A 17,054-nucleotide genomic window follows, 5' to 3' on the forward strand; every position below is an offset into this window, starting at 1 on the left:
TGTCTCGATGGAGCTTATCGGCAGCAAGGGGCTTGTCATCGCCCCGCAAATTCAAGAGCGTCTTGCATTTTCGGTAGGCGGATTGTAGCCATGCTCCGGCCAAATTGCTCGTGCTGATCGGGGGGCACCGTCGTCTCCACTGGCTTATGGCGCCATGCGGACCAAGTAATGCGCTGAAAATCCAAGCATTGGGGGTACAATGCCCGACCTCGAATGTAGAAGGAGGGAGCCGCGTGCTCTGACTTGCGAATGGATAATGTGCGGATGCTCTTGCTTGGTTTGCCTCGCAAACAAAAGCGATTGTTACAAGTGGTGACGGACGTTGTACTTGTATGGCTCGCGTTGTGGCTGTCTTTCATTGTGCGTTTGGGCATCGACGATATGTACAACCCGATCAAAGCGCACATCTGGCTTTTTGCAAGTGCACCTGTGATCGCAATTCCCATTTTCATTCGCCTAGGCATGTATCGCGCTGTCATGCGCTACTTTGGCAACGACGCGCTGATAGTTATCGTCAAGGCGGTCAGTCTTTCTTCATTGGTACTGGCTGTCGTGGTTTTCTGGTACAGCAATCATGAATCCGTCGTTCCTCGGTCGATCATCTTCAACTATTGGTGGTTGAGCATGGTCATCATCGGCGGACTGCGCCTATGCTTGCGGCAATATTTCATGGGCGACTGGTTCACAGCGGCACAGCACGTTCCTTTCACCAGTCGAGACGACGGGCTGACCAAGGTTGCAATTTACGGTGCAGGTGTTGCCGGTAATCAACTGGTCGCCGCACTTCGCATGGGGAGAGTGCTGCGTCCAGTAGCATTCATCGATGACGATTCTGGTATTTCCGACCGTTCCATTTCGGGGCTGCAGGTTTACAAGCCCAAACACATACAACAAATGATTGACGTGACAGGGGCGCAGGAGATCCTTCTGGCGTTGCCATCTTCCACCCGGGCAAGACGTCGGGAAATCCTCAATCTGCTGGAAGGCTTTCCCCTTCATGTACGCAGCGTTCCGAATTTTACCGATCTGGCTAGCGGTCGAGTCAAAGTCGAAGACATTCAGGAAGTTGACATCGCTGACTTGCTCGGCAGGGATTCGGTCCCCGCGCAGCCCGATCTGCTCGAACTATGCGTTAAAAACAAGACCGTGATGGTGACCGGCGCAGGTGGATCGATTGGTGCTGAGTTGTGTCGGCAGATTTTTGCACTCGGTCCCACCACTCTTTTGCTCTTCGAACATAGCGAGTTCAACCTTTACAGTATTCTTTCTGAACTGGAAGCGCGCGGCTGCAGAGAGTCGGCGCCGGTCAGGTTGCTGCCGATACTCGGTTCGATTCGGCATCAAGACAAGCTGTTGGATGTGATGAAGACATGGAAGGTCGATACTGTTTACCATGCCGCAGCTTATAAACATGTGCCAATGGTCGAGCACAACATCGCTGAAGGTGTTTTGAATAACGTTATCGGGACACTCAACACTGCTCAGGCTGCGCTGCAGTCGGGCGTATCGAATTTTGTCCTTATTTCCACCGATAAGGCCGTGCGTCCTACGAACATCATGGGTAGCACAAAGCGTCTTGCGGAACTGACGCTGCAGGCTCTCAGTCGCGAACTGGCTCCGGTATTGCTCGGCGACAAGTCCAATGTTTCCCGCGTCAACAAAACCCGTTTCACCATGGTGCGGTTCGGTAATGTGCTGGGTTCGTCCGGCTCTGTGATTCCGTTATTTCACAGTCAGATCAAGTCCGGTGGACCGCTGACGGTGACGCATCCGAAGATCACGCGCTATTTCATGACCATCCCTGAAGCCGCGCAATTGGTCATTCAGGCAGGCTCAATGGGGCAGGGTGGCGATGTGTTCGTTCTGGATATGGGCGAGCCGGTACGGATTGTCGAATTGGCAGAGAAAATGATCCACCTGTCAGGTCTTAGTATTCGGTCTGAACGTAATCCTCAAGGCGACATATCCATCGAGTTCACCGGATTGCGGCCGGGTGAAAAGCTCTACGAAGAGCTGTTGATCGGTGACAATGTGGCGGCGACCTCTCATCCGATGATCATGTCCGCCAATGAAGATCACCTGCCCTGGGAAGTATTGAAGGCAAGGTTGAGCGATCTGCTGAGTGCGGTCGAACAAGATGACTATTCGCGCGTCCGCCAGCTCCTCCGGGAAACCGTCAGCGGCTACACCCCCGATGGCGAGATCGTAGACTGGATCTACCAACAGCGCCGCCTCGAACCCTGATTGTTTCACATTCTGTAACGCACGCATTTTTGACATGCCTCCCCCATGGCCTACTTTTGAAGAGCAGCTTCGGAAAAGCTGCTTTCTCAAATGATGATGGAGCGTCACTTATGCGTACTGGTTACTTCTATTCCCTGATTTTTGCCTTGCTCACCAGCGCTTCGATTGCCGCAATTGCGGCGCCCGAGCCGACCCAAGGTGTGCCGAAGGCGCCCCTGGTGATGGGGCAGGCCGCTCCTGCACAAACTGCAAAAGTAGATCTCAACGGCGCTGATGCGGCAACTTTGCAGAAGGAGCTGGCGGGTGTGGGTGAGGCGAAAGCTCAGGCGATTGTTGCATATAGAGATACAAACGGTCCGTTTAGCTCAGTGGATGAGCTGTTAGAGGTCAAAGGTATCGGCAAAGCGATCCTGGATCGCAATCGCGACAAGCTGGAAGTGAACTAAGCTGATTGTCCAACGCCAAGAGGCCGGTCATTGACCGGCCTTTTTTATTTGCTGGCTGTTATGAAAGGAGGCTGCGATTCAAGACCTTTCGTCTTGTGCTTAAAAATTACGGCTATCATATAGTCGTGAGATTATGCCTATAATAAATTCCGCAGCCTGCGAGCCTTGTAGGTCCGGTATCCATTTATTTCTCAAGCATTGCAGGAGTATCGCCATGAATTCCGCTCAGTCCCAAGGTACGGCCCTCGTCACTGGCGCTTCGTCTGGAATCGGCGCGGTTTACGCAGACCGGTTGGCCGCTCGTGGTTTTGATCTATTGCTGGTGGCCCGCGATCAAGAACGTTTGGAGACCGCCGCAAGCAAACTTCGCGAGTCTCACGGCGTGCAGGTGGAAGTACTGAAAGCCGACCTGACGCAAAAGGACGATGTGCTCAAACTCGAGCAACGTCTGCGCAGTGATTCCAGCATCACGTTGTTATTGAACAACGCCGGTGTCGCCGCCGACGGTCTGTTGGCCAACGCGGATCTGGACCAACTCGAGCAGCTCATCCAGCTCAACATCACTACTGTCACCCGGCTGGCTTCAGCGGCCGCAGCGAGTTTCGCCAAGGCCGGCCGCGGCACGATCATCAATATTGCTTCGGTAGTCGCGTTGTTTCCCGAGCGCTTCAACGCAACCTATAGCGCGAGCAAGGCCTATGTCTTGAGCCTCACGCAATCGCTCAATGCCGAACTCGAAGGCACTGGTGTCCGGTTGCAAGCGGTGTTGCCGGGTGTAACCCGTACTGAAATCTGGGAGCGCTCCGGCATTGACGCCAGCGGTATCCCGCCTGAAATGGTAATGGAAGCCGGGGAAATGGTTGACGCCTCGCTGGCGGGGCTGGATCAGGGCGAACTGGTCACCATTCCATCACTTCCCGATGCGGGCGAGTGGCATGCCTTCGTTGCCGCTCGGCATGTAATGGCGCCGAATCTGTCGCGCAGTTCCGCGGCCGATCGCTACAAGTAATACCTCTTTGAAATTGTCAGAAGGATCAGCAGGATGAGCCAGCGTCGAGTAGTAGTCACGGGCATGGGCCTGGTGTCACCTTTGGGAACTGGCGTCGAGCAAGTCTGGCAACGTTTGCTGGCCGGGCGTTCGGGGCTGCGCAATTTGCCAGACGCGGTGATCGCCGATCTGCCGACCCGCGTCGGTGGTGTGGTGCCGACGCTCGCAGAAGATGCCGAGGCCGGATTTGATCCGGATCGCGCCACGCCGCCCAAGGAACAGAAGAAGATGGACCGCTTCATCATGTTCGCCATGGAAGCGGCTCGCCAGGCAGTGGAGCAAGCGGGCTGGAAGCCTGAAGACGCTCACGCGCAAGAGCGCACAGCGACCATTATCGGCTCGGGTGTCGGTGGTTTCGGTGCGATTGCCGATGCCGTGCGCACCACCGACAGCCGAGGCCCAAGGCGCTTGTCACCGTTTACCATTCCTTCGTTTCTGGTCAATCTCGCGGCCGGTCACGTCTCGATCCAGCATGGCTTCAAAGGCCCGTTGGGCGCTCCGGTTACCGCGTGTGCGGCGGGTGTCCAAGCGATTGGCGATGCTGCGCGGTTGATTCGCAGTGGTGAAGCCGACATCGCGGTGTGTGGCGGCGCCGAGGCTGCGATTGACCGGGTGAGTCTGGCCGGTTTCGCGGCGGCGCGGGCGTTGTCCAGCGGCTACAACGACACCCCTGAACGCGCTTCGCGACCGTTCGACAGCGGCCGTGACGGTTTTGTCATGGGCGAGGGCGCTGGCCTGCTGGTCATTGAGTCGCTGGAGCATGCCTTGGCACGCGGTGCACAGCCGTTGGCGGAGTTGGTCGGCTACGGCACCAGCGCCGATGCTTATCACCTGACCGCCGGGCCGGAGGATGGCAGTGGTGCGCGGCGGGCAATGCAGCTGGCGCTGGCCCAGGCCGGGATTACACCGGATCAGGTGCAGCATTTGAATGCTCACGCCACATCCACGCCAGTCGGGGATCTCGGCGAGCTGGCGGCGATCAAAGCGTTGTTCGGCACTAAGAAAAGTATTGCGGTGACTTCGACCAAATCCGCTACCGGCCATCTGTTGGGCGCGGCAGGAGGGCTCGAAGCAATCTTCACGTTGTTGGCGATCCGCGATCAAAACGTGCCGCCCACGCTCAACTTCGAAAACCCCGATCCGGCAAGCGTTGGCGTGGACATCGTCCATGGTCGGGCGCGCTCGATGCCAATCGAATATGCGCTGTCCAATGGTTTCGGCTTCGGTGGGGTGAATGCCAGCGTGCTGTTCAAGCGTTGGCAGGACTAGTCGTCAGAGTTTTTCAGGTGATCGCGGGTGACATCGAGAATGCGTTGGGCAAGCCCCACATCCGCGACACTGCGGGAGAGCAGGAGTGCGCCGACCAGCGTCGACATGATGACGATGCTCCGGTCGGCGGTATGTTCGCCATCCAGAGTATTCTCGATCTGATCCAGACGAGCGTTGAGCACTTGATCGCTGGTCGGGCTCGCTTGACCGCGCAGCCCCAGCTCCGAAGAAATGGTCGGCAACGGGCAGCCCTCATGCGGCGAGGTCTGGTGCCATTCGGACAGATAGGCGTCGATGAACGCTTGCAGCGGCTTTTCCTGTGCAAAGATTTGCTCGCACAACCCTGCGACTTGTTCGCCGGCCGCTTGCAGAGCCTTTTCCACAAGCTCGTCTTTGGATTTGAAATGCGAATAGAACCCGCCATGAGTCAACCCTAGCGCCTTCATCAACGGCTGCAGGCCGGTCGCACCAATGCCATCCTTGCGAAAGCGCGCGGATGCTTCGTCGATAATGCGTTGATGGGTCTGGGCTTTGTGATCCTGCGAGTAACGCATTTAAACTCTCCGCAACTTGGACCCCATCTTAACCAATGAAGATTGAATGGTGACCGTACTTCTACTTCTTAGAAGCGTGCAGATGAGTCCAATGCGATCTGAAGCCGACCGAAAAACATGTAATGCGACATAAACAAACCCCGTCATTTCTGGCGGGGTTTTTTATTCAGCGATCCTGCGCATCCTTGACGTCCGCTTCAGCATTGCGCTCAGCGATACGTTTGCGTTGTTCGTCGGTCAGCTCGACCTTGGTGGCAGTGTCGCGCAGCATCATCAAACCGCCAACGATCGAGCCGATTGCAACGACCAGAATCAACCAGGCATACCAGGGCATAACGGCTCTCCTTAAGGGCAGATCGACGGGCGAGGATTTCGCCGTGCGACGCTGCATACCACGTTTGAGCGATGCTGATTCGCAGTGGTTCCATTCTAGGCCGCTTACACCCCGTATACCCGAAATCCCTTCACACGCCCGTCAACATCGCATCGGCCGGTGCATTCGCACGCGATTGTCCGGTCAGCATGAAGTAAACGAAACCGACCGCCATGAACCCAAGGAAGATCAGTCCGATCAGCGTGTTGAACCAAATCATCGCCACCAGGCACACCACCGCCAATACCAGCGCAATCATCGGAATCAACGGATAGCACGGCGCGCGGAAAGTACGTTCCAGGTTCGGCTCCGACTTACGCAGCTTGAACAGGCTGAGCATGCTCATGATGTACATCACGATGGCGCCGAACACGGCCATGGTGATCATCGCTGCGGTCAAGGTCATACCGCCGAGGTTGATCAAACCGTCGCTGTAAATCGCTGCGATGCCGATCACGCCGCCGGCAATGATCGCTCGGTGCGGCGTCTGGAAGCGTGACAGTTTTGCCAGCGAGCTCGGCAGATACCCGGCGCGGGCGAGGGCGAAGAACTGGCGCGAATAGCCAAGAATGATGCCGTGGAAACTCGCCACCAGTCCGAACAGGCCAATCCAGACCAGCATGTGCAGCCAACCGGAATTGTCGCCGACCACGGTTTTCATCGCCTGCGGCAGTGGATCGTTGATATTTGACAAGGTGCGCCAGTCGCCGACGCCGCCGGCAAAGAACATCACGCCCATCGCCAAAAAGACCAAAGTCAGGATGCCGCTGATATAAGCCTTGGGAATCGTGCGTTTTGGATCTTTGGCTTCTTCGGCAGCCATCGCCGCGCCTTCGATGGCGAGGAAAAACCAGATCGCAAACGGAATCGCCGCGAACATCCCGGCAATTGCTGGCGCGCCGAACACATCCGAACCGGCCCAGCCATTCAGAGCGAAGTTGCTGAAGCTGAAGGCCGGCGCGACCACCCCCATGAACACCAGCAACTCGGCCACCGCCAACACGCAGACCACCAACTCGAACGTCGCCGCCAGTTTCACTCCTAGGATGTTCAGCCCCATGAATACGATGTAAGCGCCGACCGCCGCATGCTTCGGATCGAGCGCCGGAAACTGCACATTCAGGTAGGCGCCAATCGCCAGCGCGATGGCCGGTGGGGCGAAGACGAATTCGATCAGCGTCGCCAGCCCGGCGATCAATCCACCTTTTTCGCCGAATGCCCGGCGGCTATAGGCAAATGGACCACCAGCATGGGGAATTGCGGTGGTCAGTTCGGTGAAGCTGAAGATGAAGCAGGTGTACATGGTCGCAACCATGAACGAGGTCACCAGAAAACCCAGCGTCCCGGCCACGCCCCAGCCGTAACTCCAGCCGAAATATTCCCCGGAAATCACCAGCCCGACGGCGATACCCCACAAGTGCAGCGTGCCCAGTGTGGGTTTGAGTTGTGTGTTCATGCGCTTGCTCCCTGAACGGTTTGGAAAGCTCGGGGGAGGGCGCGTGCAGTGGGCGTGCCATTTTGTATTTGTGCGTCGTAATGCGTTGAATGCCGTCGTATCTGGGATGTTTACCGGTGTAGGGCGGATTTTCATGCGCCAGTCGGGTGCGATATTGACAGTACCGCCGTCATCGCGGGCAAGCCCGCTCCCACAGTGACCCGTGTTGTGCACAAATATTATGTTCTCCGGAGAAACCTGTGGGAGCTGGCTTGCCAGCGATGAGGCCCGTGCAAACACCGCCGTAAACCGCGCGTAAACCCACTCTTTACGCTTTCTTTATGTCCCGCCGCACCCCTCGCTCTCGTTCCTTTACAGCCTCCTTTCCGACAATGCCCCCACACGCGGCAATACGCCGTAACACGGAGATCTTCCATGAGCGTTCTGGACGGGGTGTCACTGCTGCTTGCAGTGGGGCTGTTCATTTATCTGTTGGTTGCGCTGTTGCGCGCGGATCGGAACTAGGAGCGGCTATGCACAGTTATGACTATTGGCTGATCATCGCGTTCTTCGCGCTGGTTTTGCTGCCGGCGCCGTTCCTCGGGCGCTTTTACTACAAGGTGATGGAAGGTCAGCGCACGTGGCTGTCGCCAATCCTCGGGCCGGTCGAGCGTGGTTGCTATCGCGTCGCCGGGGTCAATCCGCAGGATGAACAGAGCTGGCAGAAATACACGCTGGCGCTGCTGGCGTTCAACCTGGCGGGTTTCCTGCTGTTGTTCACTATTTTGCTGTTCCAGGATCACCTGCCGCTGAACCCGCAAAACCTTCCGGGTCAGGAATGGACGCAGGCGTTCAACACCGCCGTCAGTTTCATGACCAACACCAACTGGCAGTCCTACAGTGGTGAAGCGACGCTCAGCTATCTGAGCCAGATGGTCGGCCTCACCGTGCAGAACTTCGTCAGCGCCGCTACCGGTCTGGCCGTGCTGGTCGCGCTGTGCCGTGGCATTGGTCGCAAATCGACCAAAACTCTGGGCAATTTCTGGGTCGACATGACCCGCGCCACGCTCTATGGATTGCTGCCGCTGTGTCTGCTGCTGGCGCTGTATCTGGTGTGGCAGGGCGTGCCGCAAACCTTCGCGCAATATGTGAACGCAGTGACCATGCAGGGCGTCGATCAAGTAATCCCGCTCGGCCCGGCAGCGAGTCAGATTGCGATCAAGCAACTGGGCACCAACGGTGGTGGTTTCTTCGGCGTCAACTCGGCGCATCCGTTCGAGAACCCGACGGCGTGGAGCAACCTGTTTGAAGTGGGCTCGATCATTCTGATCCCGGTGGCGCTGGTGTTCACCTTCGGTCACTACGTCAAAGACCTGCGTCAGAGCCGCGCGATCCTCGCTTGCATGCTCGCGCTGTTCATCATCGGCGGCGCGACTTCGCTGTGGGCCGAATCTCAGCCAAACCCGACACTGAACAACGTCGCCGTCGAACAGACTGCGCCGCTGGAAGGTAAAGAAGCACGCTTCGGCACCACCGCTACCGTGTTGTGGTCGGTGACCACCACGGCGGCGTCGAACGGCTCGGTCAACGGCATGCACGACAGCCTCAACCCGCTGAGCGGCATGGTCGCGCTGGTCAACATGATGGTCGGCGAAGTGATCTTCGGCGGCGTCGGTGCCGGGCTGTACGGCATGTTGCTCAACGTGTTGATTGCGGTGTTCCTTGCCGGTTTGATGATCGGCCGTACCCCGGAATACCTCGGCAAGAAACTCCAGGCGCGTGAAGTGCAACTGCTGGTGGTGACCTTGCTGGTGATGCCGGTCGGTGTGCTGGTGCTCGGCGCGATAGCCGCCAGTCTGCCCGGCCCGGCCGCAGCCATCAGCAACCCCGGCCCGCACGGTTTCAGTCAGTTGCTCTATGCCTACACCTCGGCCAGCGCCAACAACGGCTCGGCGTTCGGTGGCCTGGGTGCTAACACGCCGTTCCACAACCTGATGTTGGGCTTGGGCATGTTGATCGGTCGCTTCGGTTACATCCTCCCGGTACTGGCTCTGGCCGGCAGCCTGGCGATGAAGAAAACCGCGCCGATTGGCCAGAACAGCTTCCCGACCCACGGCGCACTGTTCGTGACGTTGCTGACCGTGACCATTTTGCTGGTGGGCGGCCTGACCTTTTTGCCGACGCTGGCGCTGGGTCCGATTGCTGAACACTTGAGCATGGGCTTCTAAGGAAACCATCATGAATATGCATGTTCCTGCTTCAAAACCAGTGGCGCCTGCCAAGTCGGCCGAAGCCCCTAAAACCGCGATCAGCGCCCTGTGGCGCCCGGCGCTGGTGCAAGCCTTCGTCAAACTCGATCCGCGCCAGCTGAAGCGTTCGCCAGTGATGCTGGTGGTCGAACTGACGGCGATTCTGACCACCGTGCTGTGCTTCATTCCCGACGAAACTGTGCCGGCTTTTGTCGCGGCACAAATCGCGTTGTGGCTGTGGTTCACCGTGCTGTTCGCCAACTTCGCCGAAGCCTTGGCCGAAGGTCGTGGCAAGGCCCGCGCCGACAGCCTCAAGGCTGGCAGCGAAGGCCTCAGTGCTCGTCGTAAATTGGCCAATGGCAGCTTTCAGGTAGTGCCGGCAACAAGTCTGCGCAAAGGCGATGTGGTGCGCGTCGAAGCCGGGGAGATGATCCCGGGTGACGGTGAAGTCATCGAAGGCATCGCGGCAGTCAACGAAGCGGCGATCACCGGCGAATCCGCGCCAGTGATTCGTGAATCCGGCGGCGACCGCTCGGCCGTCACCGGCAATACGCGACTGGTGTCCGACTGGTTGCTGGTGCAGATCACCGCCAACCCCGGCGAGTCGACGCTCGACCGCATGATCGCGCTGGTCGAAGGCGCCAAACGCCAGAAGACCCCGAACGAAGTGGCGCTGGATATTCTGCTGATCGGCCTGACGCTGATCTTCCTGCTGGTGGTCGTGACCCTGCAACCGTTCGCCCACTTCGCCAATGGCAGCCTGCCGCTGGTGTTCCTCGTGGCACTGTTGGTGACGTTGATTCCGACCACCATTGGCGGTCTGTTGTCGGCCATCGGTATCGCCGGGATGGATCGTCTGGTGCGCCTGAACGTGATCGCCAAATCCGGCCGTGCAGTCGAGGCGGCGGGTGACGTGCACGTGCTGTTGCTGGACAAGACCGGCACCATCACCTTCGGTAACCGTCGCTGCAGCGCGGTGTATGCCGCGCCGGGTGTGAGCGGTCGTGATCTGGCCGAAGGCGCGCTGTTCGCCTCGCTGGCGGATGAAACCGCCGAGGGCAAATCGATTGTCGAGTTCCTGCGTGGTCTGCATCCACAACCGGAACCGTCGCCGGAAACCCTGACCGCCGTGCCGTTCAGCGCCGAAACCCGGCTGTCCGGTGTCGACTATCAGGGCCGCGTGTATCGCAAAGGCGCGGTGGATTCGCTGCTGGCGTTTATCGGTCAGACCCGTGCCGATCTTGCTGCGCCACTGTCGCGGGAAATCGACAAGATTGCGCAGAGCGGCGGCACGCCGTTGCTGGTGTGCGTCGACGGCAAACTGCTCGGCGCGATCCATCTGAAAGACGTGGTCAAACCGGGCATTCGCGAGCGCTTTGCCGAGCTGCGCAAACTGGGGATTCGCACGGTGATGGTCACCGGCGACAACCCGCTGACCGCCGCCGCAATTGCTGCTGAAGCAGGCGTCGATGATGTGTTGGCTGAAGCCACGCCGGAGAAGAAACTCGCACGGATTCGTCTCGAGCAAAACGACGGTCGGCTGGTCGCGATGTGCGGCGACGGCGCCAACGACGCCCCGGCGCTGGCTCAGGCTGACGTCGGCATGGCGATGAACGACGGCACGCAAGCGGCGCGCGAAGCGGCGAACATGGTCGACCTCGACAGCGACCCGACCAAGTTGCTGGACGTGGTGCAGATCGGCAAGGAATTGCTGGTCACCCGTGGCGCGCTGACGACCTTTTCCATCGCCAACGACGTCGCCAAATACTTCGCGATTCTGCCGGCGCTGTTTGCCGCGATTTATCCGCAGCTCGGTGTGTTGAACATCATGCATTTGAGCAGCCCGCAAAGCGCGATTCTCTCGGCCATCGTGTTTAACGCGCTGATCATCGTGGTGCTGATTCCGCTGGCGCTGCGCGGTGTTCGAGTGCAGGCGGCGAGTGCGGCGGCGTTGTTGCGGCGCAATCTGTTGATCTATGGGGTGGGCGGATTGCTGGTGCCGTTTGTGGGGATCAAGGCGATCGACATGCTGTTGACGGCGTTGCATCTGGTTTGACGATCGTTGGCCGGGAGGTGCCTTTGTGGCGAGGGAGCTTGCTCCCGCTGGGCTGCGAAGTAGCCCCGAACCCGGCCTCTACAAATAGCCAGACACATCGCATTTACTGGTTTTACGACTGCTGCGCAGCCGGGCGGGAGCAAGCTCCCTCGCCACAGGTGATGCAGAGTTGAATATTCGAAGAGGATCTTGAAATGTCCACAATGATACGTCCGGCCCTGAGCCTGCTGGTGCTGATGACCCTGGTTACCGGCGTTGCCTATCCGCTGGTGGTCACCGGTGTCGCGCAGGTCGCGTTCCCCGAGCAGGCCAATGGCAGCCTTGTCCACGACGCTCAAGGCAAGGTGCGTGGCTCTGCCCTGATCGCTCAGGATTTCGTCGGCGATGCATGGTTCCATCCGCGGCCTTCGGCCGGTGCCTTTGCTACGGTTTCCAGCAGTGCGAGCAACCTGGCACCGAGCAATCCGGCGCTGGCCACGCGGGTGATCGATGACGCCAACAAGTTGCAGGTTCCCGGTCAAGGCCCGGTGCCGCTGGCACTGTTGACCACCTCCGGCAGCGGCCTCGATCCGCACTTGCCACCGGCAGCGATTGCCTATCAACTGGCGCGTGTTGCGGCGGCGCGCAATATGCCGGTGTCGACCTTGCAGCAGTTGCTGGATGCGCATATCGAACAGCCGCTGGTGGGACCACCGGTGGTCAATGTGCTGGCGTTGAACATGGCGCTGGAAAAGCTCTAACCGATGATCAATGACAGAGAACTTCAAGCATGAGTGACTCCGGCCGCGCCGATGCGCTGTTAGCAGACCTGCCCCGCGACGGTCGTGGCCGGCTCAAGGTATTCCTCGGCGCTGCGCCGGGCGTGGGCAAGACCTACGCCATGCTGCAAGCGGCCCACAGCCAGTTGCGCCAAGGCGTGAAAGTCATCGCCGGAGTGGTCGAAACCCATGGCCGCGCCGAGACCGAAGCGCTGCTCGGCGGTCTGCCGCAACAGCCGCTGGTGCGCTCGGAATACCGTGGCGTGACCCTCGAAGAAATGGATCTCGACGGACTGCTCGCGGCCAAACCCAAACTCGTGCTGGTGGATGAGCTGGCCCACAGCAACGCCCCCGGCAGCCGCCACGCCAAACGCTGGCAAGACATTCAGGAATTGTTGTCCGCCGGCATCGACGTGTTCACCACGGTCAACGTCCAGCACCTGGAAAGTCTCAACGATCAGGTGCGCGGTATCACTGGCGTGCAGGTACGCGAAACCCTGCCGGACTGGGTACTGCAGGAAGCCTTCGAGCTGCTGCTGATCGACCTGCCGCCGCGCGAATTGCTCGAGCGTTTGCGCGAAGGCAAGGTCTACGTGCCGGAGCAGGCGCGCGCGGCGATCGATGCCTTTTTTACTCAGACCAACCTCACCGCATTGCGTGAACTGGCGATGCAGACCGCCGCCGCGCAAGTCGATAACGATCTGGCGCAAGGTTATCGCCAACTCGGTCAAGCGGCGCCAGCGGTGCGCGGGCGCTTGCTGGTGGGAGTCGATGGCGATGCGCATGCCGAACGTCTGGTGCGGCATGCCAGTCGCGTCGCTCAGCGTCGACATCTGCCGTGGAGTCTGGTGCACGTCGACAACGGAACCGTACGCGACGAGCAATCGCGCTTGCGCTTGCAGAGCGCTCAACAACTGGCCGAACGCCTCGGCGGTGAAGTGGTTTTACTGCGCGCCGGTGAGGTGGCAAAAACCCTGATCCAGCATGCCGCCGAACGCCGCGCGAGTCTGGTACTGGTCGGCCAATCGCGTCCGAGTCTGCGCCGCAGAATGTTTGGCGGAGGTTTGGCTGCGCGACTGTTGCGACAGGCGCATGGCCTGGAAATCAACGTCCTCGACAGTGACCACGAGCAGCATCAGCCGCGCACACGATCCGCGCCGACGCTGGTGTGGTTCGACTACGCGCTGGCGCTGCTGGCGACAGTGTTGGCCACTGCGCTGGCGTGGGCGGTATCGAGTGTTTTGCCGCTGCCGAACATCTCGCTGGTGTTCCTCGCCGCCGTGCTTTTGGTGGCGGTGCGCAGCAGTCTGGGGCCGGCGCTGGCGTGTGCCGCGTTGTCGTTTCTGACCTACGATTTTCTGTTCATTCCGCCGAATTTCTCCTTCAGCATTCAGCGCGAAGAAGACGTGCTGACCTTGTTGTTTTTCCTGCTGATGGCGGCGCTCACCGGCAACCTCGCGGCGCGTCAGCGTCGGCAATTGCAGGCGTTGCGCGACACCCAGGAAGAAACTACGGAGCTGCTTGATCTGTCGCGCAAACTCACCGCCGCCACTGACCGCCAGGCTGTGGTCAGCGCCGCCGCGCAGCACCTCAATGGCTGGAGCGATCTGCAACTGTGCCTGCTCAATCGCGACGGGCAGGGCGGCTGGAAAGTCGAGACCGGTGGGCCGCTGCAATTCAGCGAATCGGAACGCGCCGCCGCCGACTGGGCCTGGCAACACGATCAACCGGCAGGCATGGGCACCGGCACCTTGCCGTTCGGGCGCTGGTGGTGGTGGCCGCTGTCGGTCGAGGACGGGCCGCTGGCGCTGCTCGGCGTGTGCGCCAAAGAAGGCCAGACTTTGAGCGGCCAGCGTCGGCGTTTGCTCACCGCTTTAAGTCAGCCATTGGCTCAGGCTCTGGCGCGCGCGCAGTTGGCGGATGATCTGGAAGCGGCGCGTCTGCACGGCGAAACCGAACAATTGCGCAGCGCCTTGCTGGCCTCCGTTTCCCACGATTTGCGCACGCCGTTGACTTCGATGCGCGGCAGCATCGACAGCCTGCTCGCACTGGGTGAAGCAATCCCGCTGGAAGATCGCCGCGAGCTGCTTGAAGGCACTCGCGACGAAGCCGAACGCCTCGACCGCTACATTCAAAACCTGCTGGACATGACCCGACTCGGCCACGGAGCGCTAAAACTTGCGCGCGATTGGGTGTCGCCGGCAGATATCGTTGGCAGCGCACTGAATCGACTGCGCGCGGTGTTGGCGTCGTTGCAGGTCAGCACCGATGTGCCGGCCGAGTTGCCGCTGCTATTCGTGCACGCCGCGCTGATCGAGCAGGCGCTGGTCAATGTGCTGGAAAACGCCGCACGTTTCTCGCCGCTCAATGGCCGTCTGCAACTGCGCGCCGGGGCCGATGACAGCGAAGTGTTTTTCTCGGTCAGCGACGAAGGCCCGGGAATTCCCGCCGATGAACGCGCGAAGATTTTCGACATGTTCTACACCGCTGCGCGCGGTGATCGTGGCGGGCAGGGCACGGGACTGGGGCTGGCGATTTGTCAGGGCATGGTCGGTGCGCATGGCGGCCGCATCAGCGTCGATGACGGCATCGACGGCCACGGCACCTGCATCACCTTGCACCTGCCGCTGCCGACACAACCGGGAATGGACGATGAAGCCTGATCGCGCCTGCGCTACTCTCTTGCCAATCTTTTGCATTGATGTGAATTCATGAGCCAGACCGCGACCATTTTGGTCATCGATGACGAACCGCAGATTCGCAAATTTCTGCGCATCAGCCTCGTGTCCCAAGGCTACAAAGTGCTCGAAGCCGGCACCGGTACCGAAGGCCTGGCGCAAGCTGCGCTGAACAAACCGGATTTGCTGGTGCTCGACCTCGGCTTGCCGGACATGGACGGCCAGCAAGTGTTGCGCGAGTTTCGCGAATGGGCAACGGCGCCAGTGCTGGTGCTGTCGGTGCGCGCCAGCGAAGGGCAGAAAGTCCAGGCACTGGATGGCGGCGCCAATGACTACGTGACCAAGCCGTTCGGCATTCAGGAATTTCTCGCCCGAGTGCGTGCTTTATTACGTCAGGCACCGGCCGGAGAGGCGCAGCAAGCGGCGCTGAATTTTGGTCCGTTGACGGTGGATCTGGCTTATCGGCGGGTGCTGCTCGACGGCGTCGAAGTGGCCCTGACGCGCAAGGAATACGCGGTGTTGGCGCAACTGGCGCGGCATCCGGGACGGGTGATTACCCAGCAGCAACTGCTCAAGGATATCTGGGGGCCGACGCACACCGAAGACAGCCATTACCTGCGCATCGTGGTCGGGCATTTGCGCCAGAAACTCGCCGACGACCCGACCCGGCCGCGGTTTATCGTGACCGAGGCGGGGGTTGGTTATCGCTTGATGAGTGAGAACAGCCTGTAATTATGCGTTGACCAGACTGACGCCATCGCTGGCAAGCCAGCTCCCACAGGTATCTCGGGTGTGAATGAAATTTGTGTAAAACACCGATCACTGTGGGAGCTGGCTTGCCAGCGATGAGGCCCTTCCAGGCGATAGAGAACTTCAGGGCTCTCTACTCTGCTCACTCTCATACCGATCCATCGTATCCCGCGCAATCTCTCGACCCAGCGCGATCAACTCCGGCGCTTTGTAGAACTCGAAAAAACGGCACACGCGCTTCGGCACGTTGATCAGTATGTCCGGCGGATACCCGGCAATCTTGTACTGCGCCAGCGAGGTTTGCATCACCTCGAAACTCTGGTTGATCAAGTCCAGCAACGATGCCGGCCCGACGTTATCGATGATGAACGAACCGGTTGCGGATTTTGGCGCACCTTCACGTTCAGGCGCGGCGGCCGGTTGCTGACTTTCCGGCTCCGCGCCTTCGACCCACGGATTGACCTCCGCAGATTGCGCGCGCAGAGCTTCCCGTTCCAGCTCCAGCAATTTCTCGGCCTGAGTCCGGCGAAACGGCATCTTCGAACCCAGCGAACTGATCAGGTTGTCGAAGCGGCTGCGAAACGCCGGTGGACGTTGAATGACCGGCAATTTGTAATGACGCTGGTTGGTCGAGTTCAGATTCACCGCAATGATCAAATCGCAATGGCTCGACACCACCGGCACAATAGGCAACGGATTGAGAATGCCGCCATCGACCAGCATTCGATTGCCTTGCATCACCGGAGTGAACAGGCTGGGAATCGCCGCCGAGGCGCGCATGGCTTGGTGCAGACAGCCTTCCTGGAACCAGATTTCCTGCTGATTGGTCAGGTCGGCGGCGACTGCTGTGTAGGGGATGCGCAGTTCTTCGATGTTGATCTCGCCGACGATCTTGCGGATCTGCCCGAAGACTTTTTCGCCACGAATCGCACCGAGGCGGAAACTCACATCGACCAGGCGCAGCACGTCGAGGTAGTCGAGGCTTTCGATCCAGTTCTTGTACTCGTCAAGTTTGCCGGCAGCATAGATTCCGCCCACGACGGCGCCCATTGAACAGCCGGCGATACAGGCGATTTCGTAACCACGACTTTCGATTTCTTCAATGACGCCGATATGGGCATAGCCCCGGGCGCCACCTGAACCCAGAACCAGTGCAACACGCTTTTTCATCAAACTTCCTCCGACAAGCTTGCA

Annotated in this window: 14 protein-coding genes; 10 read left to right on the top strand and 4 right to left on the bottom strand. The window is 59.5% G+C overall.

Features of this window, described 5'->3' with window-relative positions; translation table 11 throughout:
* The first annotated feature begins 249 nt into the window (after nucleotides 1-249).
* The 4 genes from ACP7BN_RS08370 (at nucleotide 250) to fabF (ending at nucleotide 5,007) form a co-directional block, all read left to right on the top strand.
* A complete protein-coding gene (locus tag ACP7BN_RS08370) occupies nucleotides 250-2,244 on the top strand; it encodes a polysaccharide biosynthesis protein (RefSeq protein WP_426203128.1) in 1,995 nt (664 codons plus the stop codon).
* Nucleotides 2,245-2,354: 110 nt separating this feature from the next.
* Entirely contained in the window at nucleotides 2,355-2,690 is a 336-nt protein-coding gene (locus ACP7BN_RS08375) for a ComEA family DNA-binding protein (protein ID WP_426203131.1), read from the top strand.
* 214 nt (nucleotides 2,691-2,904) lie between these two features.
* Nucleotides 2,905-3,699 (top strand): SDR family NAD(P)-dependent oxidoreductase, encoded by a 795-nt coding sequence (locus tag ACP7BN_RS08380; protein WP_426203133.1) that lies wholly within the window; start codon nucleotides 2,905-2,907, stop codon nucleotides 3,697-3,699.
* A 33-nt stretch (nucleotides 3,700-3,732) separates the two neighbouring features.
* Nucleotides 3,733-5,007: a beta-ketoacyl-ACP synthase II gene (gene fabF, locus ACP7BN_RS08385; RefSeq protein WP_426203135.1), complete on the top strand. Its 1,275-nt coding sequence runs from the start codon at nucleotides 3,733-3,735 to the stop codon at nucleotides 5,005-5,007.
* On the opposite strand, the gene ACP7BN_RS08390 is transcribed toward fabF, so the two are convergent.
* From ACP7BN_RS08390 to eat, 3 genes are all read right to left on the bottom strand, one after another.
* Nucleotides 5,004-5,561 carry a TetR/AcrR family transcriptional regulator gene (locus tag ACP7BN_RS08390; protein WP_426203137.1) on the bottom strand — a complete coding sequence of 186 codons (558 nt, stop codon included), beginning with the start codon at nucleotides 5,559-5,561 and terminating at the stop codon, nucleotides 5,004-5,006. The two genes, fabF and ACP7BN_RS08390, sit on opposite strands and share 4 nt — an antisense overlap.
* A gap of 166 nt (nucleotides 5,562-5,727) precedes the next feature.
* Entirely contained in the window at nucleotides 5,728-5,895 is a 168-nt protein-coding gene (locus ACP7BN_RS08395) for a DUF2897 family protein (RefSeq protein ID WP_426203139.1), read from the bottom strand.
* Nucleotides 5,896-6,025: 130 nt separating this feature from the next.
* A complete protein-coding gene (gene eat, locus ACP7BN_RS08400) occupies nucleotides 6,026-7,390 on the bottom strand; it encodes an ethanolamine permease (protein ID WP_426203141.1) in 1,365 nt (454 codons plus the stop codon).
* A gap of 414 nt (nucleotides 7,391-7,804) precedes the next feature.
* Between eat and kdpF the strand changes: the two genes are divergently transcribed.
* The 6 genes from kdpF to ACP7BN_RS08430 all read left to right on the top strand — a co-directional run bounded on the left by kdpF (nucleotide 7,805) and on the right by ACP7BN_RS08430 (nucleotide 15,842).
* A complete protein-coding gene (kdpF, locus tag ACP7BN_RS08405) occupies nucleotides 7,805-7,894 on the top strand; it encodes a K(+)-transporting ATPase subunit F (protein WP_007899818.1) in 90 nt (29 codons plus the stop codon).
* A gap of 8 nt (nucleotides 7,895-7,902) precedes the next feature.
* Complete coding sequence (kdpA, locus tag ACP7BN_RS08410) at nucleotides 7,903-9,597, top strand: potassium-transporting ATPase subunit KdpA (protein WP_426203145.1); 1,695 nt, start codon at nucleotides 7,903-7,905, stop codon at nucleotides 9,595-9,597.
* A gap of 10 nt (nucleotides 9,598-9,607) precedes the next feature.
* Nucleotides 9,608-11,674 carry a potassium-transporting ATPase subunit KdpB gene (kdpB, locus tag ACP7BN_RS08415; RefSeq protein ID WP_426203148.1) on the top strand — a complete coding sequence of 689 codons (2,067 nt, stop codon included), beginning with the start codon at nucleotides 9,608-9,610 and terminating at the stop codon, nucleotides 11,672-11,674.
* Between the two features lie 194 nt (nucleotides 11,675-11,868).
* The gene (kdpC, locus tag ACP7BN_RS08420; protein ID WP_426203151.1) at nucleotides 11,869-12,414 is read left to right on the top strand and encodes a potassium-transporting ATPase subunit KdpC; all 546 of its coding nucleotides are present in this window, start codon (nucleotides 11,869-11,871) and stop codon (nucleotides 12,412-12,414) included.
* A 29-nt stretch (nucleotides 12,415-12,443) separates the two neighbouring features.
* Nucleotides 12,444-15,095, top strand: a complete 2,652-nt coding sequence (locus ACP7BN_RS08425) for a DUF4118 domain-containing protein (protein WP_420651183.1) — start codon at nucleotides 12,444-12,446, stop codon at nucleotides 15,093-15,095.
* A gap of 48 nt (nucleotides 15,096-15,143) precedes the next feature.
* Nucleotides 15,144-15,842 (top strand): response regulator, encoded by a 699-nt coding sequence (locus ACP7BN_RS08430; protein WP_420646627.1) that lies wholly within the window; start codon nucleotides 15,144-15,146, stop codon nucleotides 15,840-15,842.
* A 141-nt stretch (nucleotides 15,843-15,983) separates the two neighbouring features.
* Here ACP7BN_RS08430 and ACP7BN_RS08435 read toward each other — a convergent pair whose 3' ends face one another.
* A complete protein-coding gene (locus ACP7BN_RS08435; RefSeq protein ID WP_420646628.1) occupies nucleotides 15,984-17,030 on the bottom strand; it encodes a patatin-like phospholipase family protein in 1,047 nt (348 codons plus the stop codon).
* Nucleotides 17,031-17,054 lie beyond the last annotated feature (24 nt).

Origin of the sequence: Pseudomonas sp. TWP3-1 (assembly GCF_049896625.1) — a bacterium.
Lineage (GTDB): Bacteria > Pseudomonadota > Gammaproteobacteria > Pseudomonadales > Pseudomonadaceae > Aquipseudomonas.

Bases quoted from the DNA above. Each gene is read 5' to 3' on its own strand.
- ACP7BN_RS08370 (WP_426203128.1), top strand. From the start codon at position 250: ATGGATAATGTGCGGATGCTCTTGCTTGGTTTGCCTCGCAAACAAAAG.
- ACP7BN_RS08375 (WP_426203131.1), top strand. From the start codon at position 2,355: ATGCGTACTGGTTACTTCTATTCCCTGATTTTTGCCTTGCTCACCAGC.
- ACP7BN_RS08380 (WP_426203133.1), top strand. From the start codon at position 2,905: ATGAATTCCGCTCAGTCCCAAGGTACGGCCCTCGTCACTGGCGCTTCG.
- fabF (WP_426203135.1), top strand. From the start codon at position 3,733: ATGAGCCAGCGTCGAGTAGTAGTCACGGGCATGGGCCTGGTGTCACCT.
- ACP7BN_RS08390 (WP_426203137.1), bottom strand. From the start codon at position 5,561: ATGCGTTACTCGCAGGATCACAAAGCCCAGACCCATCAACGCATTATC.
- ACP7BN_RS08395 (WP_426203139.1), bottom strand. From the start codon at position 5,895: ATGCCCTGGTATGCCTGGTTGATTCTGGTCGTTGCAATCGGCTCGATC.
- eat (WP_426203141.1), bottom strand. From the start codon at position 7,390: ATGAACACACAACTCAAACCCACACTGGGCACGCTGCACTTGTGGGGT.
- kdpF (WP_007899818.1), top strand. From the start codon at position 7,805: ATGAGCGTTCTGGACGGGGTGTCACTGCTGCTTGCAGTGGGGCTGTTC.
- kdpA (WP_426203145.1), top strand. From the start codon at position 7,903: ATGCACAGTTATGACTATTGGCTGATCATCGCGTTCTTCGCGCTGGTT.
- kdpB (WP_426203148.1), top strand. From the start codon at position 9,608: ATGAATATGCATGTTCCTGCTTCAAAACCAGTGGCGCCTGCCAAGTCG.
- kdpC (WP_426203151.1), top strand. From the start codon at position 11,869: ATGTCCACAATGATACGTCCGGCCCTGAGCCTGCTGGTGCTGATGACC.
- ACP7BN_RS08425 (WP_420651183.1), top strand. From the start codon at position 12,444: ATGAGTGACTCCGGCCGCGCCGATGCGCTGTTAGCAGACCTGCCCCGC.
- ACP7BN_RS08430 (WP_420646627.1), top strand. From the start codon at position 15,144: ATGAGCCAGACCGCGACCATTTTGGTCATCGATGACGAACCGCAGATT.
- ACP7BN_RS08435 (WP_420646628.1), bottom strand. From the start codon at position 17,030: ATGAAAAAGCGTGTTGCACTGGTTCTGGGTTCAGGTGGCGCCCGGGGC.